26 protein-coding genes are annotated in these 24615 nt (G+C 39.1%); 3 read left to right on the forward strand and 23 right to left on the reverse strand.

Translation table 11 applies throughout. The features are described 5' to 3' along the window. Nucleotides 1–45: 45 nt before the first annotated feature. From J7Q84_RS00650 to J7Q84_RS00660, 3 genes are all read right to left on the reverse strand, one after another. Nucleotides 46–405: a YppE family protein gene (locus J7Q84_RS00650; RefSeq protein ID WP_209092474.1), complete on the reverse strand. Its 360-nt coding sequence runs from the start codon at nucleotides 403–405 to the stop codon at nucleotides 46–48. A gap of 20 nt (nucleotides 406–425) precedes the next feature. Continuing rightward, the gene (locus J7Q84_RS00655; protein ID WP_209092475.1) at nucleotides 426–674 is read right to left on the reverse strand and encodes a hypothetical protein; all 249 of its coding nucleotides are present in this window, start codon (nucleotides 672–674) and stop codon (nucleotides 426–428) included. Between the two features lie 444 nt (nucleotides 675–1118). Next, complete coding sequence (locus tag J7Q84_RS00660; protein ID WP_209092476.1) at nucleotides 1119–2135, reverse strand: DUF2515 domain-containing protein; 1017 nt, start codon at nucleotides 2133–2135, stop codon at nucleotides 1119–1121. Between the two features lie 119 nt (nucleotides 2136–2254). Between J7Q84_RS00660 and recU the strand changes: the two genes are divergently transcribed. Both recU and J7Q84_RS00670 read left to right on the forward strand, forming a co-directional pair. After that, nucleotides 2255–2857, forward strand: a complete 603-nt coding sequence (gene recU / locus J7Q84_RS00665) for a Holliday junction resolvase RecU (protein WP_209092477.1) — start codon at nucleotides 2255–2257, stop codon at nucleotides 2855–2857. Between the two features lie 60 nt (nucleotides 2858–2917). Then, the gene (locus J7Q84_RS00670; RefSeq protein ID WP_209092478.1) at nucleotides 2918–5428 is read left to right on the forward strand and encodes a penicillin-binding protein 1A; all 2511 of its coding nucleotides are present in this window, start codon (nucleotides 2918–2920) and stop codon (nucleotides 5426–5428) included. A 13-nt stretch (nucleotides 5429–5441) separates the two neighbouring features. On the opposite strand, the gene J7Q84_RS00675 is transcribed toward J7Q84_RS00670, so the two are convergent. From J7Q84_RS00675 to J7Q84_RS00760, 18 genes are all read right to left on the reverse strand, one after another. Next, nucleotides 5442–5963: a YpoC family protein gene (locus J7Q84_RS00675; RefSeq protein ID WP_209092479.1), complete on the reverse strand. Its 522-nt coding sequence runs from the start codon at nucleotides 5961–5963 to the stop codon at nucleotides 5442–5444. Then, nucleotides 5960–6616 carry an endonuclease III gene (gene nth, locus J7Q84_RS00680; protein ID WP_209093070.1) on the reverse strand — a complete coding sequence of 219 codons (657 nt, stop codon included), beginning with the start codon at nucleotides 6614–6616 and terminating at the stop codon, nucleotides 5960–5962. The genes J7Q84_RS00675 and nth overlap by 4 nt, the downstream gene beginning before the upstream one ends. A gap of 106 nt (nucleotides 6617–6722) precedes the next feature. Beyond that, nucleotides 6723–7430 carry a DnaD domain-containing protein gene (locus J7Q84_RS00685; protein WP_209092480.1) on the reverse strand — a complete coding sequence of 236 codons (708 nt, stop codon included), beginning with the start codon at nucleotides 7428–7430 and terminating at the stop codon, nucleotides 6723–6725. A gap of 195 nt (nucleotides 7431–7625) precedes the next feature. Then, nucleotides 7626–8918 (reverse strand): asparagine--tRNA ligase, encoded by a 1293-nt coding sequence (asnS, locus tag J7Q84_RS00690; RefSeq protein ID WP_209092481.1) that lies wholly within the window; start codon nucleotides 8916–8918, stop codon nucleotides 7626–7628. Between the two features lie 123 nt (nucleotides 8919–9041). Beyond that, nucleotides 9042–10223, reverse strand: coding sequence for a pyridoxal phosphate-dependent aminotransferase (locus J7Q84_RS00695; RefSeq protein WP_209092482.1), 1182 nt, complete (start codon nucleotides 10221–10223; stop codon nucleotides 9042–9044). 20 nt (nucleotides 10224–10243) lie between these two features. Beyond that, nucleotides 10244–10720 carry a cell wall elongation regulator TseB-like domain-containing protein gene (locus J7Q84_RS00700; protein ID WP_209092483.1) on the reverse strand — a complete coding sequence of 159 codons (477 nt, stop codon included), beginning with the start codon at nucleotides 10718–10720 and terminating at the stop codon, nucleotides 10244–10246. A gap of 7 nt (nucleotides 10721–10727) precedes the next feature. Then, nucleotides 10728–10898, reverse strand: coding sequence for a YpmA family protein (locus tag J7Q84_RS00705; RefSeq protein ID WP_209092484.1), 171 nt, complete (start codon nucleotides 10896–10898; stop codon nucleotides 10728–10730). Nucleotides 10899–11112: 214 nt separating this feature from the next. Further along, on the reverse strand, nucleotides 11113–13914 hold the full coding sequence (gene dinG / locus J7Q84_RS00710; RefSeq protein ID WP_209092485.1) for an ATP-dependent DNA helicase DinG: 2802 nt from the start codon (nucleotides 13912–13914) through the stop codon (nucleotides 11113–11115). Nucleotides 13915–14004: 90 nt separating this feature from the next. Continuing rightward, nucleotides 14005–14388, reverse strand: a complete 384-nt coding sequence (gene panD, locus J7Q84_RS00715) for an aspartate 1-decarboxylase (RefSeq protein WP_209092486.1) — start codon at nucleotides 14386–14388, stop codon at nucleotides 14005–14007. A gap of 11 nt (nucleotides 14389–14399) precedes the next feature. Beyond that, nucleotides 14400–15245, reverse strand: coding sequence for a pantoate--beta-alanine ligase (gene panC, locus J7Q84_RS00720; protein WP_209092487.1), 846 nt, complete (start codon nucleotides 15243–15245; stop codon nucleotides 14400–14402). Next, nucleotides 15236–16081: a 3-methyl-2-oxobutanoate hydroxymethyltransferase gene (gene panB / locus J7Q84_RS00725; protein WP_209092488.1), complete on the reverse strand. Its 846-nt coding sequence runs from the start codon at nucleotides 16079–16081 to the stop codon at nucleotides 15236–15238. Before panB ends, panC begins: the two co-directional genes overlap by 10 nt. Before the next feature lie 212 nt (nucleotides 16082–16293). Continuing rightward, on the reverse strand, nucleotides 16294–17271 hold the full coding sequence (locus J7Q84_RS00730) for a biotin--[acetyl-CoA-carboxylase] ligase (RefSeq protein ID WP_209092489.1): 978 nt from the start codon (nucleotides 17269–17271) through the stop codon (nucleotides 16294–16296). Continuing rightward, nucleotides 17256–18446, reverse strand: coding sequence for a CCA tRNA nucleotidyltransferase (locus J7Q84_RS00735; protein WP_209092490.1), 1191 nt, complete (start codon nucleotides 18444–18446; stop codon nucleotides 17256–17258). The genes J7Q84_RS00730 and J7Q84_RS00735 overlap by 16 nt, the downstream gene beginning before the upstream one ends. Further along, nucleotides 18433–19578, reverse strand: coding sequence for an N-acetyl-alpha-D-glucosaminyl L-malate synthase BshA (bshA, locus tag J7Q84_RS00740; protein WP_209092491.1), 1146 nt, complete (start codon nucleotides 19576–19578; stop codon nucleotides 18433–18435). The genes J7Q84_RS00735 and bshA overlap by 14 nt, the downstream gene beginning before the upstream one ends. Beyond that, nucleotides 19575–20282, reverse strand: coding sequence for a bacillithiol biosynthesis deacetylase BshB1 (gene bshB1, locus J7Q84_RS00745; protein WP_209092492.1), 708 nt, complete (start codon nucleotides 20280–20282; stop codon nucleotides 19575–19577). Before bshB1 ends, bshA begins: the two co-directional genes overlap by 4 nt. Beyond that, nucleotides 20279–20683, reverse strand: coding sequence for a methylglyoxal synthase (gene mgsA / locus J7Q84_RS00750; protein ID WP_209092493.1), 405 nt, complete (start codon nucleotides 20681–20683; stop codon nucleotides 20279–20281). Before mgsA ends, bshB1 begins: the two co-directional genes overlap by 4 nt. A 14-nt stretch (nucleotides 20684–20697) precedes the next feature. Then, complete coding sequence (gene dapB / locus J7Q84_RS00755; RefSeq protein WP_209092494.1) at nucleotides 20698–21498, reverse strand: 4-hydroxy-tetrahydrodipicolinate reductase; 801 nt, start codon at nucleotides 21496–21498, stop codon at nucleotides 20698–20700. Between the two features lie 3 nt (nucleotides 21499–21501). Beyond that, nucleotides 21502–21897 carry a nucleotide pyrophosphohydrolase gene (locus J7Q84_RS00760; protein ID WP_247739014.1) on the reverse strand — a complete coding sequence of 132 codons (396 nt, stop codon included), beginning with the start codon at nucleotides 21895–21897 and terminating at the stop codon, nucleotides 21502–21504. A gap of 87 nt (nucleotides 21898–21984) precedes the next feature. Here J7Q84_RS00760 and J7Q84_RS00765 point away from each other — a divergent pair, with 87 nt between their 5' ends. Next, nucleotides 21985–22851 (forward strand): YitT family protein, encoded by an 867-nt coding sequence (locus J7Q84_RS00765; protein ID WP_247739015.1) that lies wholly within the window; start codon nucleotides 21985–21987, stop codon nucleotides 22849–22851. A 190-nt stretch (nucleotides 22852–23041) separates the two neighbouring features. On the opposite strand, the gene J7Q84_RS00770 is transcribed toward J7Q84_RS00765, so the two are convergent. Further along, a complete protein-coding gene (locus tag J7Q84_RS00770; protein WP_209092495.1) occupies nucleotides 23042–23722 on the reverse strand; it encodes a zinc metallopeptidase in 681 nt (226 codons plus the stop codon). Nucleotides 23723–23798: 76 nt separating this feature from the next. Then, entirely contained in the window at nucleotides 23799–24566 is a 768-nt protein-coding gene (gene ypjB, locus J7Q84_RS00775) for a sporulation protein YpjB (RefSeq protein WP_209092496.1), read from the reverse strand. Between the last annotated feature and the right edge of the window lie 49 nt (nucleotides 24567–24615).

Consider the following 24615-nt stretch of genomic DNA (forward strand, 5'->3'; position numbering starts at 1 on the left):
TTAAAAAGTCTCCTTTTAACGAAAAGGAGACTCTTTTTTTCTATGTCATCTTTTGATTTCTTGCTGCATGCTTTCAAGAACGTATTTTATAGCCTGATACGTTTGTTTAAATCGTTTCTCCTTGGTTTTCTGGGAGAAGGCGTCTAATGCATTATTTTTGATATTATCATACGTTTGCTGCACTTGAGAAATATGGAGATACTTAGGAGCCGCTTTGACTATCCATGCCTCTGCTTCCGCCTTCCATCTCTCAGCTAATTTGTCTACCTCATCAATAAAGGGCTTCATATCCCCGTAAAAATCAATACTATACTCTTCTTCTTGCAGTATTCTTTCAAATCTTTTTACTATATTCTCATTGCATTGCAACAGCTGTGTTGTATAATTGCCAAGACTTTTTGTCACGATTTTTCTCCTTCTTCCTTTCAGCTGGCGGCAAGGGGCTTCGTACCACTTATAGTGCTGAGCCAACATCCCTTCTCTTCATGATGTTCTATTTTCGCTTCCATATGAAGTAAGCGCATATCTGTATATTCCATTGTATCCATTATAATGTCTTCTTTATGTTTAATTGCGTGATTAATGCGCAGTGTCAGATTCATTTCAAGCAAATCAAGAGTACTTAGCAGCTGATCAATTTCTTTTAACGCATGATCCAATTGTACCACCTTCATTATTATACCTCCTTGTTTGCTTTTGTTTCTAACAATACATTTCGAGATTATAAAAAAACTCCCTTCTCTATTGACAAAACTAGTTTTGATTCGGCAAAGAAAGTTAGTTTTCCTACCTGTCGACAGCATTTTCTTCTTCGGTATGAAAATAATGAAGATGGCTACAATACGAATGGGAGGTGTTTACAATGGCTAAAAACAGAAACGAAAAGAAGAAAAAACAAAATAAGCAGAAAAGTATAGAAACAGGAAATCCGAAATTAGACGGACCAAATGCCCCTGCAACTTAATGTAAAAAAGTCGATACTGTTTTAGAAAATGGATTCAACATAATTTTCTTGTGTTCTTCACTAAACTAACAGATAAAGAAACCAGGACTGGACACCCTAAAAATTTTTACATTAAAATAAAAAAACAAGAATCCTTAGGTCAGATTCTTGTTTTTTATTGTTCACCTCTTAACTTATCGATAGCAGCAATTATATGAAGCTGCTTTTGCTTCCCTACAAACCAATCTGTGAGCTCAAACTCCTTATTTACAGAAGCTTCATGGAACCAGCTTTCTGTATCACTCTCTTCGTCATACCAATCAAAATAATGATGGCGCTGATGTGGGATAGGGGGAAAAACATCTCGCAAAGCAGGTGTATCCTTCTGTTTGGGAACAGGAAAATACTGCTCATAATCCATTCTTGATCCTGTATGAATCGTGTTTTCTGAAAACCTCCGAAACGTCTCATAATAATCGGGGTGTAGCAATAACCAAGCTAATCGTTTTCCAAGTTCAATCCTCTTTGTCAGCTGTTCAAAGCCATAAACAGAAAAACCATACAGTTTTCCTTGTACAGTCGGAAAAATGACTGAGCTAAAGTGAAACAATTCTTGGAACTTATAAACAAGCGATTGAAACACATACTTTTGAAAATAAGGATTTTGAATAACTGGCTTTTGAATCATATTTTGTTCATTAATAATGAGGGCCGTAACCAGACGTTCTTTATCCCTTTCCTTCCAAAACCTTTCCCACTCTGCTTCCATAAAAACGGAAACATGGAACGCGGATAACAAATGAAACAGCGGCCGATTTACTTTTTTAGACTGTTCATACAATACTAATTGTGGATAGGCATCTGAAAAAATAAACCAATTCGCACGCTCGTATGTTAAAAACAAACGCTTTCTCATCGTAGCTGACAATATTTTCGGATAGTATGCTCCCTCTAAATCCGTCATATTCCAGCCAGCATTTCGCGAAACCATACTTGCTAAAAACGCCCATTGAATTTCTGTATTAGTCATAAAAAATTCATGATATACCTTCGTTCGTGATATATTATCTTTATTTGCTGCGGCTGTCTCCTTTTTAATTTTTTCAATCACCCTCCATTCCATATGAGAAAAATTTCTCGAGCTTCTCTGTCTTCTGATTTCATCTATTTTTTCTTTTTGCGCCCCATTCATTTCTTCACCTCTTTTCTATTCTTTACCTTATTAACCAAAAGTTTATAACCTATCGTGCTATTTTTTTGATATAATCACATATGTAAGTCATTTTAAACCAAGTTGGAGCTGGATTACTTATGACCATCCGATACCCCAATGGAAAGAGATATAATACAAAACTGCCTGCTCATAATCTACCGATAAAGAAACATACTTATAGTAACCGAGGTATGACACTTGAAGAAGAATTGAATGAAACGAATCAATTTTATTTGGCAAACAATCTCGCCTGTATACATAAAAAGCCGACACCTCTTCAAATAGTAAAGGTCGATTACCCAAGCAGAAGCGCCGCAGTAATTAAGGAAGCGTATTTTAAGCAGCCTTCTACGACTGATTACAACGGAGTGTACAAAGGAAAATATATTGATTTTGAAGCAAAAGAAACAAAAAATAAAACGAGCTTTCCGTTGCAAAACTTTCATCCGCACCAAATAGAGCATATGAACCAAGTACTGGAACACAACGGAATTGCATTTGTTATTATTAAATTTACGCTGTATGACGAAATATATTTATTAGAAGCACAACATGTAATCGAATTCTGGAACAGACAGCTGACAGGCGGCAGAAAATCCATATCTAAACAAGAAGCCAAAGAGAAAGGACACCTTTTACAGTACTCATATAATCCGCGGATACACTACATCGCTGTACTAGACAGGCTTTATTTTTCGTGATAAAGTCATCAATAATTGCGTTTCGACTTTTTTTGAAAGTGAAAGGTAGGAGAAAGTATAATGTCAGAAAACTATCGTTCTCGCGAAGAACGAAAACAAGCAGAAAAACAGAAACAGGAGCAATCAAAAAAAGAGAAAGCTGCTAAAAAACAAAAAGGTTCCTTTTTTAAGAAATTTTTAATTGCGTTCTTATTAATCGGTATAGTTACATTTGGAGCAGGCTGTGCCACATTTTTTTCCATGATAAAAGATGCTCCCACAATCGATGAATCTCTTTTAAGTGTTCCATTGTCTACAAAATTCTACGATAAAGACGGAAATTTTATTTATGAATACGGAAAAGAACAGAGGACAAAAATTACATACGACCAACTTCCAAAAACGGTAGAAAATGCTTTTATAGCAACTGAAGATTCCCGTTTCTATCAACATCACGGGATTGACATCCAGCGTACGATAAAAGCGATTCTTGCCAATGTTACAGGAGGCTTTGGTTCACAGGGCGGAAGTACAATCACACAGCAAGTTGTTAAAAACTCCTTTCTGTCACCTGAAAAAACCATTAAACGTAAGGTACAAGAATGGTATTTAGCATACAAACTAGAAGAAAAGTACTCTAAACATGAAATTTTAGAAATGTATTTAAACAAAATCTATTTTGGGAATTATGCGTATGGCGTTGCTACCGCTGCACAAAACTATTATGGAAAACCGTTAGATCAGCTAACTTTACCGGAAGCAGCTATGCTTGCTGGACTCCCGCAGGCACCAAGCGCATACGACCCGTCAGAGGAAGATAATCGTCCTTCCGCTGAAAAACGCCGAAATATTGTATTAACATTGATGAATAAGCACGGCTATATTTCCACGCAAGAAATGGAAGAAGCAAAAAAAGTACCTGTCGGTCAAGGGGTTATTGCTAAAAAAGAGAATAAAAGTATGCCATATCAAGCTTTCCTCGATGCGGTAGTAAAAGAAGTTGAGGCTACAGTACCCGATGTCGATATGAGCAGCGACGGTTTAAAAATCTATACAACATTAGATCCAAAAGCGCAATCTTATGCAGAAGAAATATTGAACACAAATAAATATATCTCTTATCCGAATGAACGCTTCCAAGCGGCATTCACGATGCTTGATACAAAAACAGGTGAAGTTCGGGCTATCGGGAGCGGTCGAAATGAGAATGCTGCAAAATTTGCAGGAAAGAACTTTGCTATCGATATGGCTCGTCAGCCAGGATCTACATTTAAGCCGATTATGGACTATGGACCGGCCATTGAACACCTGAAGTGGTCAACATACCACCAAATTGCCGATGAACCATATACGTATTCAGATGGTACACCAATCAAAAATGCAGATAATAAACATATGGGTAATATCTCTATCCGTGAAGCTTTACGTTGGTCCCGTAATATTCCAGCTCTGAAAACATTGCAAGAGGTGGGACTTGACAAAGGAAAAGATTTTGCAGTAAGTCTAGGAATTCCACTAAAGGAAGCTTATGAATCTTACGCTATAGGAGGAAATGCAGTCTCTCCTATCCAACTGGCTGGTGCATACAGCGCATTTGCGAATAATGGAGAATTCAATAAGCCACATACAGTTCGAAACATTGTATACCCTGACGGTAAAAAGATTGACTTTAAACCGAAGCCAAAGACAGTGATGAAAGATTATACAGCCTATATGATTACTGATATGCTTCGAACAGTTGTACAATCCGGTACAGGTACGACAGCAAATATCCCTTCTATAGACTTAGCAGGTAAAACTGGAACTACTAACTTTGATAAAGATGCCATAGCAAAATACAACCTTCCACGAGGTGCAACACATGATGCTTGGTTTGCTGGATACACTCCGCAATATACGATGGCTGTTTGGACCGGCTACGAAAAAACAACATCTCAAAATTACATGCTCGGCCAACAAACTAAAATTGGACAGCGTATATTTAAAGCAATGATGTCTCAGTTTGCTACGGATCGTTCCTCGTTCCAGCAACCGAATAGCGTTTATCGTATTGAAAAAGAATTATATATTAAAGGCGAAAAAGTCGATGATGTTCCAAATGAAAAAATCGATGTTCCAAGCGGAGTACAATTGAAATATGACCAAGAAATGAACACACTCTCATTAACATGGTCATACCCAGCTGATAAGCTGGAAGATACGAAATTTGAAATAAATTACTCTGTCGATGGTGGCAATGCTACAAAGCTTACTTCGACAAATAAGACAGAGGTCACTGTCAGCGGCGTCAAACCAGGCAGCAAATACTCCTTCTCTGTCATCGCTGTTAAGAAAGAGAAGAAAAGTGACCCAGCTACCGTTACAATACTCATTCCAGACATAACACCTGAAGAACCAAGCGAACCGCCAGGTAATGGTAATGGCAACGGTAATGGTAATGGTAACGGTAATGGTAATGGTAATGGTAACGGTAATGGTAATGGTAATGGTAATGGTAATGGTAACGATCATGAAACCGGTGGAGACGGAGATGGTACTATACCGGGGTTACCTGATATAGGGACACCAACTGTTCCTCCTTCAAGACAATAAAAAAGCATTCCCTCTATTTTGAGGGAATGCTTTTTTTCATGGCCATCGCTTTAAAAAACAGCTTTTCAGCTTCCTCATACAGTTCTGCCAATTGTATAAAAGAATGATAATGATCTGGTTGCTCCAAAATAAAGCCTATCCGCTCCTGAATATTAACAGGCTTATAAGACAGAGTTGCTAACTCGGTTGTCAAATCATGCAATGTAGCTACTGGCCCACGATTCATCCAATACAGGGACGAAATTAAATGACCTGTATAAAGAACCATAGGGATTTTTGCTTCGTTTCGCTTGCGTAAACGAAATAAGGAAGACAACTCTGTTTTCTGTTCTTTCCAGCCTTTATAAACTAACGGGATTGCAGTTTCAATATCTTTCCACGGTTTATATATATTGAGATTATAGGCTGCCATATCGTATAAGAAACATACTGTATGCAATGCTTCTTCAAATGACTGCGGCACATCATATGTTGCTTCACCTAAGAAAAAAGGAGTTACTTGAAACTCTTTAGGAACCATTACATGTTTACTCATCTAACTTCTTTTCCCTTCATTCGTTTTTTCCCCTCTCGACATACATCAAGCAGCGGACAAACTTCACATTGCGGACGTTGTGCTTTACAGTGGTATCGTCCAAAAAAGATTAATCGATGATGCGTAATACTCCATTCTTCTTGTGGTATTTTTTTCATCAAAGCCTGTTCTACCTCTAGCACTGAGTCCTTCCATCGGCAAAATCCAAGCCGTTTACTTACCCGCTCCACATGAGTATCAACAGCAATCGCAGGAATATTAAACGCTACAGATACAACTACATTTGCAGTTTTCCTGCCTACTCCCGGAAGCTTTGTAAGCTCGTCACGGTCACGCGGAACCTCACCATTATAATCGTTCAGCAACATAAAACACAGCTTTTGAATGTTCTTTGCCTTATTTCGATACAGCCCAATGGACCGTATATCTTGCTGCAGCTCCTCTAATGAGACCTTGAGATAATCCTCCGGTGTTTTATACTTTTTGAATAATCCCTTCGTGACCTTGTTCACTAATACATCTGTACATTGAGCCGACAATGCAACGGCAATAACAAGCTCAAAAGGATTAGCATGGTTTAATTCACAATGGGCATTTGGAAACATTTCCCCCATAACATCCAAACAATGCCGCACTTGTTTTAGTGTTAGCAACATGTATCCTCCTCTAAAATTTTTATATAAAAAGCGAGAGAATGCCTCCCGCTTTTCTTGTAACTCTATCCTATCAAAATCAGACTTACGTAAAGAACGAGCCTTATCATTGCTCCAGCCAATTGTAAAATGGCACTTTACCCGTATATTTTGTTTCTTGCCTTGGAGATGTATTTGTTTTTTGTTGATGAGACCGGAATTTTTTTCCGTAGTCTTGCGCTTGATTGACTGTTTTAATGCCATTTTTCTTCCATTCGAATAAAATTCGATCGATATAACGAAAGTTTAGTTTTCCACTCATCACTGCCTCTCGTAAAGCGGCTTGGATCATACTTTCATCATGTTGATCTTGATCTTGCCACATGGCCAATGTTTCGCATTCAAACGGCGAAAGAGGACGTCCAAATTCTTTTTCAAACACACTGTATAAGCTTGTTTGTCTTTCCTCTCGTTCTTCTCGTTCTTCCTCCATCTCTTCCTTTAACAAGAGCTGCAGCATCTTCTCCCATAACGGCTGCAAGGAATAGCTTTCATATATAACCGCGCCTTGCTTTTTATTTCCTTCAATAGTCAAAAATCCGCGTTGCACCAAGCTTCGAATAATATCCATACACTGGGCAGAGGTAACTGTCATTTTATGGGCTATTTCATCTGGAGTGGGAAATGAATTTCCACACTCTAAAAAAGTATGAATATGCAAGATGACCATGAATTCCATTTCGTTTAACCCGAGCTTTTTATAATTGTTCATCAGCAGCTTCGGTATAGCAATACTTCCTTGCTCAAACCATTCAAGCATAAATTTTTTCTTCATCGATTGACACCTCACCTTTTAGTATAACACGAAGCCTTCATGAACCTGTCACTAGAGATTAAAATAAAATAAAGTTTCCATTGATGGATATCCCTTCTTTTTCTGCTAACAGGCAGCTATTCGCACAGCCTTCGATTACCCCTCCTACATAAAGCAAAGAAAATCCCCCAAACAGGGGGATTTTCAAGCATTGTATTACGGATATAAACGATTTAACAGACGAGGGAATGGTATTGTCTCACGAACGTGCTCTACGCCTGACAGCCAAGCAACTGTGCGCTCTAATCCCAATCCAAATCCAGAATGAGGAACGGAACCATATTTACGAAGCTCTAGATACCATTTGTATGCTTCTTCGCTTAATCCATGCTCATCTAATCGTTGTTTTAATAATTCATAATCATCAATACGCTGAGAACCTCCGATAATCTCTCCGTATCCTTCAGGTGCAATTAAGTCTGCACAAAGTACAACTTCTGGACGATTCGGGTCTGGCTTCATATAGAAGGATTTAATTTGAGCCGGATAATGAGTGATAAAAACAGGCTTATCGTAACTTTCAGCAATTGCCGTTTCATGCGGAGCACCAAAGTCTTCTCCCCATTCGATATCATCGAAGCCTTTTTCTTTCAACAGCTTGATTGCATCATCATAAGTGATACGAGGAAACGGCGCTTTAATTTGCTCCAGCTTAGAAGTATCTCTTCCAAGTGTTTTCAATTCAAGTTGACAGTTTTTCAAAACAGATTGTACGATATAGGATACATAATTTTCTTGTACTTGTAAATTATCTTCATGATCCATAAATGACATTTCAGGCTCAATCATCCAAAATTCAATTAAATGGCGGCGCGTTTTGGATTTTTCTGCACGGAATGTCGGACCGAATGAAAATACTTTTCCTAATGCCATTGCTGCAGCTTCCATGTATAGCTGGCCACTTTGGGACAGATAAGCATCTTCTTCAAAATATTTCGTATGGAACAACTCTGTTGTACCTTCTGGAGCACTTCCTGTTAAAATCGGCGGGTCTACCTTCACAAAACCGTTATCATGGAAAAATTCGTATGTAGCTCGAATGATTTCATGACGAATGCGCAATACCGCATGCTGGCGTTTCGAACGAATCCATAAATGACGGTTATCCATTAAAAATTCTGTTCCATGCTCTTTCGGTGTAATCGGATAATCTACAGATTCATGAATAACCTCTACATTGGAAACTGTAAGTTCAAAGCCTAATGGAGAACGTGCATCCTCACGAACTACTCCTGTTACGAACAAAGAGGATTCCTGAGTGACCGATTTCACTTTTTGAAAAATTTCTTCTCCGACCTCTTCTTTCACAACAACACCTTGAATAAACCCCGTTCCATCACGAAGCTGTAAAAAAGCAATTTTTCCGCTTGAGCGTTTATTTGCTAACCAAGCTCCAATAGTCACTTCTTCATTTACATATTTTTTTACTTCTGCAATTGTCGTTTTCACTAACCTTGTCCCTCCAAAAACTTCCAAAACTATTATTTTTTATTATACATATTGCCAAAAGACACGGCAACGTTTGGTTTGTCCTTACAGGAATCACGAACAGAATGCTCTGTCCCTAATTCCCTACATTTTGTTGCTCATGAATACACGAATACGGTCTATTGCTTTTTCAAGCGCCTCCAAGGAAGTAGCATAAGATAATCTTATATTGTTTGGTGTTCCAAATCCAGAACCTGGCACTACAGCAACTTTTTCCTCTTCCAATAACGCTTTGGCCCATGCATCTACTGTTTCAAAGCCTGTTAATTCTGCAGCCTTTTGTACATTTGGAAATAAGTAAAAAGCTCCTTGCGGCTTAATGCATGTAACACCTGGAATCGAAATCAGTTTTTTATGAATAATATTTAAGCGGCTTTCAAATGCTTGGCGCATCGTCTCTACTTCTTCTTGAGAATGCGAGTAAGCGGCAATCGTTGCATATTGCGCAATAGACGTTGGGTTTGATGTGCTATGACTAGCTAAGTTTGTCATTGCTTTAATAATTGTTTGATTACCTGCTGCATATCCGATTCGCCACCCCGTCATGGAATGAGATTTGGATACCCCATTAATAATAACAGTAAGATTTTTCAGCTCTTCAGACAACTGAGCAATGGAAACATGCTCTGCATCACCGTATATCAATTTCTCATAAATTTCATCTGATACAATCAGGATATTGTGCTTCAAACATATTTGTCCAAGTGCCTCTAATTCATCCTTTGTATAGATCATTCCTGTCGGATTACTAGGAGAATTAATAATAACGGCTTTCGTTTTTGCAGTAATCGCAGCCTCTAATTGCTCTGGAGTGATTTTATAATCATTTTTTTCTAAGCCTTCAACAAAAACCGGCTCTCCTTCTGCAAGCTTTACTTGCTCAGGATAACTTACCCAATAAGGAGTAGGGATAATGACTTCATCTTCCGCATCTAGCAGCACTTGAAAAAGTGTATATAATGCATGCTTCGCTCCATTGCATACAATAATATTAGAAGCCTCATATTGCAACCCTTGATCTTGCTGAAATTTTTCAATAATTTCTTTCTTTAACGCTGGTAACCCGCCTGTCTGAGTATACTTTGTATGCCCTTCTTTCATGGCTTTATATGCAGCTTCAATAATATAATCCGGTGTGTTGAAATCTGGCTCTCCTGCTCCAAGACCAATTACATCATATCCTTGTGCCTTTAATTCTTGTGCTTTTGCAGTAATTTCAAGAGTGGTTGAAGGTGTTAAAGAAGATACGCGCTTCGCCAATTTCATTCTAACTTTTCCCCCTGCATCTATTTTTGAATACTATATCGCTTTAAAAACTTACCATCTTCATAATCCATGTAATAGTAAGTATAACGATCCTCTTGGTCAATATATGTGATTTCCCATAATGGAACATTATTTTCGATGCCTAATTTCACTTTGATGATTTCCTTCGGGCTTCGTTCTTTTTCTACGATTTGCACTGCTTGCTGTTCAGAAATACCATCATTTACTTTTCTGATGACAGTCTGTCCTTTTTTCTCAGGAACCCAAATAATAATTTCCTTTTTTTGCTTATTGATGCCTTTGATAACCTGATAAGGAGCTTCGCCATTATAATAGTCAACAGAAATGATTTCCACCAAACCACCCAGCTTTTTAGCTGTTTCTACTGCTTTGACCTGGCCCTGTTCTTTTTGACTGATTGTACTTTGATAAATATGTACACTGTAAAAAACTGCTGCAACTATAACAACTGTTGCTATAAAAATCCACTTTTTCATTGTATCACTACGTTCTGTATATAGTAAATATGGCCGTATTAGTATCTTTTTGATCTAATGCCAAGCCGAACATCAAATCTTGTTCTTTTAATGTACGATTTAAGCTGTCCACAATCTTATACAAGTCTGACGTATATTGGAGCCTTGTTGTCGCTAATACTTCTATTTTTTTCTCCATATTTATTCCTCCCGGGTGCTGCACAAAATTTGCTAATCATAGATTGAGGAGTGCAGGTAATAATAAAAGTACATTCAGCACATCCTGTTATATCTTTCATTTATTATAGCAGGACATTTTCTTATAAAAAAGGCATAACAGTAATGAATTATAATTTAAATTCAGTATAATATTCTTCCTACCCACATTCTGCCTGTAGTAAACCTACAGGCAGCTATTTATGTGAAGATTGCATAAGCTCCAATAAGCTTTCTAACGGTTCCTCGTACACAGGGACGGAAGGAATAGAACGAAGGAAGCTTTTTCCATAAAACGTAGCTGTAATCCGTCTATCTAACACAAAGAACGTTCCTTTGTCCTCATTCGTTCGAATTAAACGGCCAAACCCTTGCTTAAAGCGAATAATAGCTTGTGGCAGGGATAACTCTTTGAACGGATTTCCCCCGTTCCTTTTGATTTTGTCTGTTTTTGCTGCCAAAACAGGCTGATCAGGAGGCGCGAATGGCAAACGAACCATAACAAGACATGTTAATGCCTCTCCTGGTATGTCAATCCCTTCCCAAAAACTGTTCGTTCCGAATAAAATGGCTTTATCAAATTGTTGAAAATTTTTCGTCAGCCTTGCTCGGCTGCCTCCGTTGACTCCCTGTGCCAAAATGGCAAACTCTTCTAATGCGGCAGCACCTTTAATCATCGTATACGTTTGCTTTAGCATATCGTAAGACGTAAATAATACAAGCATACGTCCATCCGTCACTTTAGCAATATCCACGATACAACTGCCAATGGCTGTAATGTATTCTTCTTGAGAAACCTCTTTAATGTTCGGTATATCTGTCGGAATCATCATTCGAACTTGCTGATTGTAATCGAACGGAGAGGAAATGGATAATGTTGACGGCTGTAAATCAGTTAAACCAAGAATAGACTCAATATATTGAAAAGAACCATTGACTGTTAAGGTAGCTGACGTTAACACCACACTTTTCTTTTTCGAAAAAAAAGCATCCGCAAGCTGAGCGCTTATATCGATAGGCTGGCTATATATAATTGTTGAATGAATAGTCCCTTTTGTATCTAGCTCCATCCATGTTACTGCTTCTGCTTGCTCTTGCAGGAGCAATTGTTCTAAAGCTGCCGTTTCTGTTGTCAGAGAAACAATAACAGAGCGGAAATCATCTAACAGAAGCTGCTCCCTTGAGCCTTCAATATATGTACCCTCCAGCTTTTCATGCTGTTCCTCAGATAACTTTTGAAGCTTTGTAACAAGGTGGCACAACCGACTTGTTGCTTCAATGATTGCCTGCCACAGCTTTCCTCTTTCTTTATTCACATCGAACCGATAGGTGAGCTTATTTAAGTCCTCTTTATTTTTCACTTTGCTTTGCTCGAAGATAAATGAACGAATCATGCGAAAGAGTTCATCAGATTCAAATTTAATATCCTTCAAAAGCTTGTGCATAACCTGAAAAGCACCGAAGGAACTGCTGCCTTTCCACTCAAACAACTTAAACAATAACTCTTCTGTATCGAGTGTACCCAAACGTGATAAGAGCATTTGGAAATACATGCATGAAAAATGAGCTCCTAAAATGCCGCTTGCCACCTCTTCGATATGGTGGGCCTCATCAAGCACAATATATTCTACTGAAGAAAGAAGATGGTCCTCCCTCCCAACATCTTGCAGCAGCAGTGAATGATTTGTGATGATAAGGTCAGCAAAAAATGTGCGGTGCTTCGCTCTTTGATAGAAGCAGCGTTCATACCAAGGGTTTCCTTTTCCAACAGCACTTGTACGATCACTGCATATTCGTTCCCAAAGAAGCTTTCCTCCTGTTGGCAAGTTGAGTTCATCCACATCTCCGGCTTCAGTTTCTAACAGCCACACCAAAATCTTCGCTTTCGTTAAAATGCTATCATAATTCGTATCCTCTTCTTCTAATGCATGTTCAAACTTTTGCAAGCATATATAGTGCTTTCGACCCTTTAATAATACCGCATCAAAAGAAAAGGGCAACACACGCTTTAATAAAGGAATCTCTTTTTCCAAAATTTGCTGCTGTAATTGTACAGTCTGTGTGCTAATAACAATTTGCTTTTCTTTCTGTTTGGCAAAGAATAGTGATGGAAGCAAGTAAGCTAATGTTTTCCCTGTGCCAGTACCAGCTTCAATCAGCGAATAACGATTATCAGTAAAGGCGTTGTATATTTCCTCCATCATCATAGTTTGCTCTTCCCGTTCTTCGAATCGCGGCAGCTGCTTTGTCATAATTTGAGAGAAACCCGCTTTAAAATCTTGAAAATCCAGATTATCCTGTTCCTCCATTTGCCCACTATGACTCCGTTTACGTAAGGCCATATTACGATAAATATCGAACTGTTTGTCTTCGTGAGAATGTTGCTTCATTTTCTCTAATATAATAGCCGCTGCTATTTCATGAAGTTCGCTTTTAAATGAAAAGCTCAATTCATAAAGCTTTTGTATCGTCACAAGCGGCAGTTGCTTTAATTTATGTAATAAAGTAAGAAATAACTCTGCTGTCACCAATGCATCGCTGTCAGCACGGTGGGGATTTTCATGTGAGAACTGAAAATGATTTGCTAAATGCCCTAGTTTATAACTATCTAAAGTAGGCATTAAAACGCGCGATAATTCTACTGTATCAAGAGTAGAGCATGATAAAGACGGAAAACCCGCTGCCTTTAATTCTTCTTGTAAAAAACTCAAATCAAAATGAACATTATGCGCGACAAAATAGGCATCTTCGAATAGCGTGAGAATATTAGGTGCTATATCTTTGAATAAAGGAGCATTTTTGACCATATCGTCATCTATTCCCGTTAACTCCGTAATAAAAGGAGGAATTGGCTTTTCAGGATTCACAAAGCTAGTAAACACTTCACAGATTTCTTCATTTTCGATTACAACTGCAGCAATTTGTGTAATTTTATCTTTACCATCCTTTGCTGCATTTCCCGTCGTTTCTACGTCCACAACGACAAAACGGTTTGCCATAGTTTTACACCTCATTCACAACAAAAACATGCTATTTCTACTATACCACATGAACAGAAGAAAAAATCCCCATATAGATGGGGATTTTTATTATAGAACAGTTGATGCAGGCTCTGCTGCAAGCATATCAATAATTTCATTTTGGTCATTCAAAATGGCTACTTTCGGCTGATGCGTATGCACGTTTTCATCTGGAACTAATCCATAACAAATAATGATAACTTTGTCCCCTTCATGCACTAATCTTGCCGCTGCCCCATTTAAGCATATTACACCGCTGCCGCGTTGTCCTTTAATAACATACGTTTCAAAGCGTGCTCCATTATTATTGTTCACAATTTGCACTTTTTCATTTTCTGCGATGCCAACCGCATCCATTAAGTCCTCATCAATTGTAATACTTCCCACGTAATTCAAGTTTGCCTCCGTCACTGTAGCACGGTGTAATTTCGCTCTCATCATTGTACGAAACATAGCTGCTCCCCCTAAACTGTAAATATAAGATTATCTATTAAACGAGCCTTTGAAAATTTGACTGCCAAAGCAATAATGACTGTACCTTCTATCTCCCTAAGCGGCTGCAGCGAAGGATACGCATACAGCTCCACATAATCGACCTCACCAGCAGTGTTGCTTTCAATGTAACCTTTTACTGTATTGACAACGGTTGAAGCTTCTCGCTCTCCCGATTCGATTGCTTCTTTAGCAAGCTGCAGTGCTTTATATAATAATGGTGCTTGCTTTCTTTCCTCTCCTGACAGATATACATTGCGCGAGCTTTTAGCCAAGCCATCAGCTTCACGCACTGTATCCACAGGCACAATTGCTACAGGGATATTATAATCCTCAACAAGCCCTTGCACAACTGCCACTTGTTGGGCATCCTTCATGCCAAAATATGCTTTATGAGGAATTGTGATATTAAATAATTTTAGCAGCACAGTTGCGACACCATCAAAATGTCCCGGCCTCTTTTTCCCGCATAACACATCTGTTCGATCAACTACTGTTATTTTGGTTGTTAAAGGATTTGGGTACATCTCTTGTACCGTTGGATAGAATAAGTAATCTACTCCCGCTTCACGTGCTAACTGTTCGTCTCTTTCAATATCCCGCGGATAGCGGTCAAAATCTTCATTCGGACCAAATTGCAATGGATTTACAAAAATACTAAGTAGTACCACATCATTTTCTTCTCTTGCTGCTTTAAGCAATGTGACGTGCCCTTCATGTAAAAATCCCATTGTGGGCACAAAGCCGATTTGTTTTCCCTCGCTCCGCAGAGAGAGAACCAGCCCCTGCATTTCCTGAATTGAATGTATTATTTGCATTCCATTTTTCCTCCGTATAGTGCCAATAGCTCTTCTTCCTTCATCGTAAAGGAATGTTTCTCTTCTGGAAAGATTCTTGTTTTAACTTCTTCTACATATCGCTCAATACCGTCGACTATGTCTTGTTGAATATCAGCATATTGTTTCACAAACTTCGGTACTCGTCCTACTCCATACGTAATAATGTCATGGTAAACAAGCACTTGTCCATCTGTTTTATTGCCTGCTCCAATACCGATGGTCGGAATCTCTAGCTGCATGGAAACTTCATCTGCTAATTGCTTAGGCACACATTCAAGCACCAATGCAATCGCACCTGCTTCTTGGCATAGTTTTGCATCTTGCAGCAACTTTTTTGCGCTTTCTGCGTCTTTTCCTTGTACTTTATAACCACCGAGAACTCCAACAGACTGTGGTGTTAACCCTAAATGAGCGACAACAGGTACCCCAGCAAGGGTAAGCGAACGAATAACTGCAAGAACATCGTCTGCCCCCTCCACCTTCACTGCATTAGCTCCTGTTTCTTGCATAATTCGACAAGCGTTTTTCCTCGTTTCTTCTTGCGAAACATGGTAAGACATAAATGGCATATCCGTAACGATGAATGTTTCCTTTGCACCTCGGCGAACCGCTTTTGTATGATGAATCATATCATCGACTGTAACCGGAATAGTAGAATCATACCCTAGCACAACCATGCCTAGTGAATCTCCAACTAAAATCATGTCCACCTTTGCTTGTTCTGCTAGCTTTGCGGAAGGATAGTCGTAGGCAGTCACCATGACAATTGCTTCCCCTTGTTTTTTCATGTTTAAAAAATCTGTAGTCGTTTTCACATAATCTCCTCCTTATTTGGATAGAGAAGATGATGAAAAAAAATCCTTTTTCCTCAAAAAGAAAGAAGGATTTTCAAATTAATACATATCATCCCTCTGTCCTAGTCCTATTGGATCAAGGCAGAATCCAAGTTTTTAATTCCGTTTGGTGCAGTTCCATTTTGGATACTACCCATTTTCGAATTTATTATACCAAATGAAATACTAGTTTACTACCTTATTTCAATATCAGCTGAATGAATATAATGAATATTTCCGCTTTCGTCCTCCAGCATCAACACTCCGTCTTCTGTAATCCCTTTTGCAATCCCAGTTAGTGTTTGTGTAACCGTGCGTGCTGTAATCGTTTTACCTATACTGATGGCATAACTTTCCCACAACAGCTTTACAATTTGAAAACCCTTATCTAAATACTGCTGATACAATCTTTCCATATGATAAAAAATACTTTGCATCAGTTCAGCACGAGCAAGCTTAGTACCTTTTTCTATGGCAAGAGAAGTAGCAATCGTTTGTATTTCTTCAGCAAAGTCCTCTTGCTTTTGATTTACATTAATACCAATACCAATGATAACCGCATTGATTTTATCGGCCTCCGCTTGCAGTTCTGTTAAAATGCCAACCGCTTTTTTCCCATTAATTAAAATATCGTTAGGCCATTTAATGCTCACACTAACTCCCGCCTCTTCGATTGCTTGCGCGACGCTGACAGCCGCAAGCAAAGTAAGCTGCGGTGCATTTTGAGTTGGAATGGCAGGGCGTAAAATAATACTCATCCAAATGCCCGTTCCTTTTGGAGAATACCATTTTCTGCTCAATCGTCCTCTTCCAGATGTTTGCTGTTCTGCTACTACAACTGTTCCTTCTGACACGCCCTCATATGCCAAGCCTGCTGCAATCTTTTGAGTAGAGTCTACAGTGTCTTCATAATACACGTTTCGACCTATAAAGCTCGTCTGCAATCCAAGCTGAATTTCATTCCCAGTTACCTTATCCGGTTTTTTTGCGATTTTATACCCTAACCGGCGAACTGCTTCCAGCTCATAACCTTCCTTGCGTAAATCCTCCATATGTTTCCATACAGCTGTTCTTGAGCACCCAAGCTGTTCACTAATGGTTTGTCCAGAAACAAACTCTCCATCTGCCTCTGAAAATATTTCAAGAAGCTGTTTTCTTATAGTAGATTGCATCGGTTCAGCCACTCCCTAATCTGTAGTTTCGAGTTTTGCAGGCGGTTGTTGACAACTTCTGCTTCTATTCGTTCCAAGACATCAGCAACCCATGGTCCCGCCTTTTTTTCTGTCCACTCCAGCAAATCTCGACCCGTTACTTGCAATTCTTGGCGGCTATGAATAGGCAGCTGATTATAATGCTCTGTAATGATTTGAACTCCATCCTCATTTCCTTCTTGAAACAAAACAGATCGGACTCGTTCTGCGATCATTACTGTTTCTTTACCAGCTTTATACAGCAAGAGATTGTTCCATGCTTCTGTATCCAATACTCTTACGGTTTGCAACGCTTGATCGATACTTTTTATCTTTTTATTGGAAAGCTTCCAGGCTTTTAACACCTCGCTCGCATGGAGATTTGTTATATATAGCAGACAAACCCATGCTTCTACACTATTCTGCAACTCCTGTAAAGCGTAGGAGGAAAACTTTCTCAGTTCTCTTTCCTTGTTTTCCAGATAAGGCAGATATTTGTACAGTTTCGTATCTACCAAATGCTGAAATGCTTGCGAAGCAAATGTACCTGTAAGCATCTTCTCGCATTCCATTGCCACTCGTTCAATTGAAATTTGCTCTAGAAGGTCAGCATTTTGTTCGATTGCCTTTTTTGTCTCCTCAGCCAATACAAACCCAAGCGTGCTTACAAAACGAATGCCCCTCATCATGCGCAGCGCATCTTCTTGAAACCGTTCATTAGGATCTCCGACAGTTTGGATTATCTTATTTTTAATGGCCGCTTGTCCTCCAAACGGATCAATGATTTTCCCTGTTTCATCCATCGCGATAGCGTTCATCGTAAAATCCCGCCGCTTTAAATCTTCTTCTAATGAACGGATAAATGTAACACTGCTGGGGCGTCGAAAATCCTTATAATCCTCTTCCATACGAAATGTTGTTACTTCATAAGGAACTCCTTGCTCTAACACAACAACTGTTCCATGCTCTACACCAACGGGAACATGGCGCGGGAAAATACGCATAACATCCTCAGGCAAGGCGGACGTTGCAATGTCAATATCTCCAATCACTCTTCCTATCAAATAATCACGGACGCTTCCTCCTACAAAATAGGCCTCAAATCCATGATTTTTCAATGTTTTAATAATATGAACCGGCTGTTTAAAGCGTTCCATGATCTGGATTCTCCAAGATGCTGTGATAAATCTCTTCGTATTGTGACACAATGTTATCTGCACTGAAGCGTTGCTGTACAGTATCTGCAGCATTTTTAGCCATTTGCTTATGCAATGTTTCATCTGTTAATAATTGAATTGCTTTTTCTGCGATTTGTTCGATATCTCCTAATTCACAAATATAACCTGTTCTCCCGTCTTCAATGACTTCAGGAATACCTCCTATTCTTGTTCCAATGCAAGGCACTCCGCATGCCATAGCTTCTAACAGTACTAAACCGAAGCTTTCTTTTTCAGACAGAAGCAGCTTTAGATCGCTTATTGAGAATAAATCCTCGACATTTTCCTGCTTCCCTAAAAAGAGTACTTTATCTTCTAGCTTACGTTCCTTTACAAGCTTTGCAAGCAGTGTGTATTCAGGTCCATCTCCTACCAAGAGCAATTTGGAAGGCACCTCTTTTTGAATAAGATCGAAAGATTGAATGACATCTTGTACCCGCTTCACCTTACGAAAGTTTGAAACATGAATAATGACCTTTTCATCTTCCTTTATACCGTATTCTTCCTTCAAATAGGAAGTATCTTTCTTTCGATAGACACGGTTATCAATAAAATTATAGACAGTATGAATCTCTTGCTTCGGCTCAATTAGTTCGTATGTTTGTTCGACTAACGACTGAGATACCGCAGTAACGTAGTCTGACTTTTCAATCCCAAACTGAATCAACCCCGTTAGTGATGGATCGTATCCTAATACAGTAATATCCGTTCCATGAAGGGTCGTCACAATCTTCAAATCTTCTCCCGCCATCTGCTTCGCTAAATATGCACACACAGCATGAGGAATAGCATAATGCACATGCAGCACATCAAGCTTTTCACGCTTAGCCACTTCTGCCATTTTACTTGCTAGCGCCAAGTCATACGGAGGATACTGAAATACGGAATATTGATTGACTGTCACTTCATGATAATAAATGTTGCAGTACACCTTATTTAGTCGAAATGGCATACTGGAAGAAATAAAGTGAATTTCATGACCTCTTTCAGCAAGCAACTTTCCTAGCTCTGTCGCTACTATTCCTGATCCTCCTACAGTCGGATAACATGTTATACCTATTTTTAACTTCATGATTTCTCACCTATTACATCATAGTGTAACAGCAGCGGACTTTTACTTATAAATCCTTCTGCATACTGTACCCCTACTTCCTTTCCAAACATCTTTTCGCGCGCCACGACCGTTTCAATATACCCTTCTGTCAATGGTGTCATAACGCCGTTCTCACCCTTCGTAAACTGACTTTCATACGCCTTTAGTGCCGTTACCTTCGTTTCCATTTCTCTTGTAATATCTACACAGAAAGACGGCTTATGAAAGCCATTTATCATGTAATAATGAAACGACGATACACGATGCGCCGGAAGGTCCTTTTTCCCTTTGTATTTGCGAATACCAGCAGAAAAAACAGCCTCTTCTACAAGACGGGTACAATTGCCGTGATCGGGATGTCTGTCTTCATGAAACGGCGCAAATACCACAGCAGGCCTCCATTCACGAATCACATCTACAATCTGCTCTATGTACTCTTCCTTCATGAATAACCCTCTGTCAGGCATTCCTAAATTCTTCCGCATGTTTACGCCTAAAATCTCGGCCGCCCGGTTCGCTTCTTTTTTTCGCACCTCGACAGTTCCATTGGACGACAGCTCTGCCTCTGTTAACTCACATATTCCTGCCTCATATCCTTGTTTCGTATATTTTGCAATGGTGCCTGCCATGCCGATTTCTACATCATCAGCATGAGCGCCAAAAGCTAAAATATGTAATTTCATATTGTACTCCTTCTTAACTTTCTATAATCTAAATCTCCTCTTTCTAGCCCATGCATCAACAATTCTGCACTTGCCATATTCGTTGCAAGCGGAATAGAATACACATCGCACAGGCGCAGCAAGGCGTTCACATCTGGCTCATGAGGCTGCGCTGTAAGCGGATCACGAAAGAAAATTACCACATCCATATCATTTTTGGCAATCATAGCTCCAATTTCTTGATCTCCACCGAGCGGACCAGACTGATAGCGTGTAACCATAAGTCCTGTCGCTTCTGTAACCCGCAAACCAGTGGTTCCAGTTGCATACAACTCGTGCTTTTCCAGAACAGGTTTATATGCACAGGCAAACGTCACCATATCATTTTTCTTTTTATCGTGAGCAATCAACGCAATTTTCATGAGCCATGCCTCCCTTAATCAATAATATTTTCTAATCCGTACACTAGCACATCGAGATTCATAACAGTCTCCACAGCTAGCTTTACACCAGACATAAATGATTCTCTATTAAAGGAGTCATGACGGATGCTTAGCATTTGTCCATTTCCTCCAAACAAAACTTCTTGATGAGCAATTAAGCCAGGCAACCTGACACTATGAATATGGATCCCGTCTATTGTAGCTCCTCTTGCTCCTTGTAATTGTTCTTCTTCATTTGGATGTCCCTGCTTTTTTGGCTCACGGACAGTTCGTATTAAATCTGCCGTCTTTAACGCTGTTCCTGAAGGAGCATCTAATTTTCGGTCATGGTGAAGTTCAATAATTTCTACGTCTTGAAAATACTTCGCTGCCATATGAGCAAACTTCATCATCAATACAGCTCCGATAGCAAAGTTTGGGGCAATAATCGTACCGATGTTTCGTTCCTTTGCTTCTGTGCTAAGTGCGTGGATTTCTTCTTCTGTAAACCCTGTCGTTCCCACAACAGAACGAAGACCATGACTCATAGCAATCTGTACATGCTTTTTCCCGATTTCAGGCGTTGTTAAGTCCAATAAGACATCTGCTTGTACTGTTTGTAAACATTTCTGTAAATCTTCAAATACAGGAGCATGTAGCGCAGGAAGCCCCTCGATATCTGAAATAAGCTTTCCTTCGTTTTTGCGGTCTATCGCTGCCACAAGGTTGAAATGCGGTGTATTTTGGATCAAGTGTAAAGCCTCTGACCCCATTCTGCCTCTTGGTCCTGCCAATATAATATTAATAGTTCTCATATTTTACTTCTCCCCTTCTTCGATTCGCGTCCAACGATTTTTGTCTCTTGTATTAAACTTTTCCATTACAAGATTATGAGCAGATTCCAAATCAATATCTAAGCTATTAGCTAGACAAGTAATCACAAACATGATATCTCCCAGTTCTTCCTCAATAGTTCTTTCTTTTTCTGTTGCTTTTTTCGGCTTTTCTCCGTAATAGTGGTTAATTTCTCGCGCCAGTTCTCCCATTTCCTCTGTCAGCCTGGCCATCATCGCTAGCGGACTGAAATACCCTTCTTTAAACTGACTTATGTATACATCGACTTCTTTTTGCATGTCTTTTATACTTTTTTGCTCCATATGTATCACCTCATATCCTTCTTCTTTCATGTTAGCCAATTCTGTATAATTTGACAAATTTTATTGCTCCTATACATAATTTGCCACAATACATGGGATACACTATAATAAGTGGGCAGATATACAGACTACAGGGGGAATATTATGCTTAACATTAGACTGCAAAATATATTTTTTATCTTAATCGGATCCGCCATTTTTTCCTTTGGCATTGTCAATATTAATATTGAAAACAATTTAGCAGAAGGAGGCTTTACAGGCATCACTCTTTTGCTTTATTTTTTATTCAACCTCGATCCGTCATATACGAACTTAGCCTTAAACATTCCGTTGTTTTTTCTCGGATGGAAGCTGCTTGGTCGAACGACATTCTTTTACACCATTATCGGAACAATCAGCGTTTCACTTTTTTTATGGCTGTTCCAACGTTATCCTGTGCATATCACACTAAATAATGATATGACTCTTGCTGCTTTGTTTGCAGGTGTGTTTATCGGAGTGGGCCTTGGCATTATTTTTCGCTTTGGCGGCACAACAGGCGGAGTAGATATCATTGCTCGGCTTGCTCATAAATATGCCGGTTGGAGTATGGGAAAAACAATGTTTATGTTTGACGCTGTTGTTATTACTATCTCTTTAACATATTTAACATATAGAGAAGCAATGTATACATTGGTAGCAGTATTTATCGGAGCCCGAGTAATTGACTTTATGCAAGAAGGAGCTTATGCTGCAAAAGGAACGACGATCATTTCAGATAAAAATCATGAAATAGCACTTAAAATATTGTCAGAGATGGATCGCGGTGCAACGTTTTTAAAGGGGCAGGGAACATTTACGCAGCAAGAAAGAAATGTACTGTATTGTGTGGTAGCTAAAAATGAAATTGTAAAGCTAAAAAATATTATTACATCCGTAGATCCCCATGCTTTCGTGGCAGTCAGCGATGTTCATGACGTCATTGGAGAAGGATTTACGCTGGATGAAAATAAAAATCCATTGCATAACTAAGAACATTGCTTTCTTTATGTAACAAGCTCCTATCTACTATTCATGAAAGCTGATGAGCACGGGAAAACTGCCCGTGCTCATTTTTTTAGGCAACTGAACACCAGCCCAGCCTCTCATGCAAATTATGTAGAGGCAAAGAAACACACTCATTATATGCACCTAAAAAAGCTATCGGATATCCGATAGCTTTTTAATCATCGCTTCTTTGCATGCCTGTATAAATCAAGACAAGACGTAATAACTCAAGCACAGCTACGGCAGCTGCTGCCACATAAGTAAGCGCTGCGGCATTCAATACTTTACGTGCATCCTTCTCTTCGGAGGAAGATACGATACCAAGTGAGGCGATTTGAGCCATTGCCCGGCTTGAAGCATTGAACTCTACCGGCAGTGTAACTAACTGGAATATTACCCCAGCGGCAAGCAAAACAATTCCAAGTAAAAGCAAGTTGGAAAGACCCGCAAAAATACCAATCATTACAAATATCCAAGACATATTGGAGCTAAAGCTCGCCACCGGAACCAATGCATGTCGAAAACGTAAAAACGCGTAATCCTGTGCATCTTGAATTGCATGTCCTACCTCATGTGCTGCCACTGCTGTACCAGCTACAGAATGACCGTAATAATTGTTTGTTGACAAGCGCACTGTTTTTGAACGAGGGTCATAATGATCAGATAAAAAGCCTGGTGTTTCTTCAACACCTACATTATATAACCCATTGGCATCCAAAATTCTTCGTGCCACATCAGCCCCCGTCATACCCGAGGTAGAATATACCTCTGAATACTTACTATACGCTTTTCTTACCTTCATTTGTGCATAAATCGGAACAAGTAATATTACTGCAAAATATACCAAATAAAGCATGTTTACCTCCATAGAAGTTGTGGTACTATTCATTTTATTTTGTTACTGCTTTCCTGTCAACGAACTTGCTTAGCTGTCATTTCGATGGAATTCTCTTTTTTTCTCTGTCACCTTTATATTTTCTCCAACCTACATAAGTTAATGTAATAAGAATAATAGTTGCCGTTGTATTCATTACCCACATAAGAGAAGGCTGATATTTATCCGTGGGGTTCGAGAATATACGCTGCAAATCCTCCTTCATAACCTCTACTTGCCCTTGGGCTTGAGGACTTTGAGAAATCAAATTACGAAACTCCTCTAAATAAGATACATGGGCATTTAACCGATGCAGCTCTTCATGCGGTAAATCGATAGTCAAGCTTGGATAAATAATAGACAGCTCGTTAAGAAATAAATTCAACTCATATTGAAACTCTTCGTCATTCTCTTGTTTCATAGCCGTTTCCATGCGATCAAACGGTTTCATGACAGCTTGCTCTCTATCCATCCAAAGAGGTTGTAGCTTTGCTTGTTCAGCATCTATAACAAGACGAAGCGCCAATATATCTTCCCACTTCTCATTTTCACTCATATCTTCATTTTGAATAGCGGTAAAGGCTTTATCAAAGGCTACTGAAATGGCGCGGATATCTTCTGGTGAAGCCAGCTTGTCTTCTTTATTATAATCTTTAAATTGCTCAGCAAAATACTCCAAAAGCTTTTGTGCTTTTTCGTATTCTTTCTGTTTCACAAATTGCAGAGTTTCGTCTAGTAATCCATTTAGATCTGTCCAACCAGCAGCATAGGTTGGGAATGGTATAAATGATAATAGCATACAAATTAGAAATATACATTTTTTCATGGCTCGTCCCTCCTCAAATCCTAATAAAGTGTATGTCGAGACAAGCAAG

Origin of the sequence: Bacillus sp. 165 (assembly GCF_017742235.1) — a bacterium.
In the GTDB taxonomy this organism is placed as follows: domain Bacteria; phylum Bacillota; class Bacilli; order Bacillales; family Bacillaceae_G; genus JAGHKQ01.

Bases quoted from the DNA above. Each gene is read 5' to 3' on its own strand.
- ypjB (WP_209092496.1), bottom strand. From the start codon at position 24,566: ATGAAAAAATGTATATTTCTAATTTGTATGCTATTATCATTTATACCA.
- recU (WP_209092477.1), top strand. From the start codon at position 2,255: ATGACCATCCGATACCCCAATGGAAAGAGATATAATACAAAACTGCCT.
- J7Q84_RS00675 (WP_209092479.1), bottom strand. From the start codon at position 5,963: ATGAGTAAACATGTAATGGTTCCTAAAGAGTTTCAAGTAACTCCTTTT.
- mgsA (WP_209092493.1), bottom strand. From the start codon at position 20,683: ATGAAAATTGCGTTGATTGCTCACGATAAAAAGAAAAATGATATGGTG.
- J7Q84_RS00705 (WP_209092484.1), bottom strand. From the start codon at position 10,898: ATGGAGAAAAAAATAGAAGTATTAGCGACAACAAGGCTCCAATATACG.
- J7Q84_RS00670 (WP_209092478.1), top strand. From the start codon at position 2,918: ATGTCAGAAAACTATCGTTCTCGCGAAGAACGAAAACAAGCAGAAAAA.
- J7Q84_RS00735 (WP_209092490.1), bottom strand. From the start codon at position 18,446: ATGGAACGCTTTAAACAGCCGGTTCATATTATTAAAACATTGAAAAAT.
- J7Q84_RS00655 (WP_209092475.1), bottom strand. From the start codon at position 674: ATGAAGGTGGTACAATTGGATCATGCGTTAAAAGAAATTGATCAGCTG.
- J7Q84_RS00700 (WP_209092483.1), bottom strand. From the start codon at position 10,720: ATGAAAAAGTGGATTTTTATAGCAACAGTTGTTATAGTTGCAGCAGTT.
- panD (WP_209092486.1), bottom strand. From the start codon at position 14,388: ATGTTTCGTACAATGATGAGAGCGAAATTACACCGTGCTACAGTGACG.
- J7Q84_RS00660 (WP_209092476.1), bottom strand. From the start codon at position 2,135: ATGAATGGGGCGCAAAAAGAAAAAATAGATGAAATCAGAAGACAGAGA.
- bshA (WP_209092491.1), bottom strand. From the start codon at position 19,578: ATGAAGTTAAAAATAGGTATAACATGTTATCCGACTGTAGGAGGATCA.
- J7Q84_RS00685 (WP_209092480.1), bottom strand. From the start codon at position 7,430: ATGAAGAAAAAATTTATGCTTGAATGGTTTGAGCAAGGAAGTATTGCT.
- J7Q84_RS00765 (WP_247739015.1), top strand. From the start codon at position 21,985: ATGCTTAACATTAGACTGCAAAATATATTTTTTATCTTAATCGGATCC.
- J7Q84_RS00770 (WP_209092495.1), bottom strand. From the start codon at position 23,722: ATGCTTTATTTGGTATATTTTGCAGTAATATTACTTGTTCCGATTTAT.
- dinG (WP_209092485.1), bottom strand. From the start codon at position 13,914: ATGGCAAACCGTTTTGTCGTTGTGGACGTAGAAACGACGGGAAATGCA.
- bshB1 (WP_209092492.1), bottom strand. From the start codon at position 20,282: ATGAAATTACATATTTTAGCTTTTGGCGCTCATGCTGATGATGTAGAA.
- J7Q84_RS00730 (WP_209092489.1), bottom strand. From the start codon at position 17,271: ATGCAATCTACTATAAGAAAACAGCTTCTTGAAATATTTTCAGAGGCA.
- dapB (WP_209092494.1), bottom strand. From the start codon at position 21,498: ATGAGAACTATTAATATTATATTGGCAGGACCAAGAGGCAGAATGGGG.
- J7Q84_RS00695 (WP_209092482.1), bottom strand. From the start codon at position 10,223: ATGAAATTGGCGAAGCGCGTATCTTCTTTAACACCTTCAACCACTCTT.
- panC (WP_209092487.1), bottom strand. From the start codon at position 15,245: ATGCAAATAATACATTCAATTCAGGAAATGCAGGGGCTGGTTCTCTCT.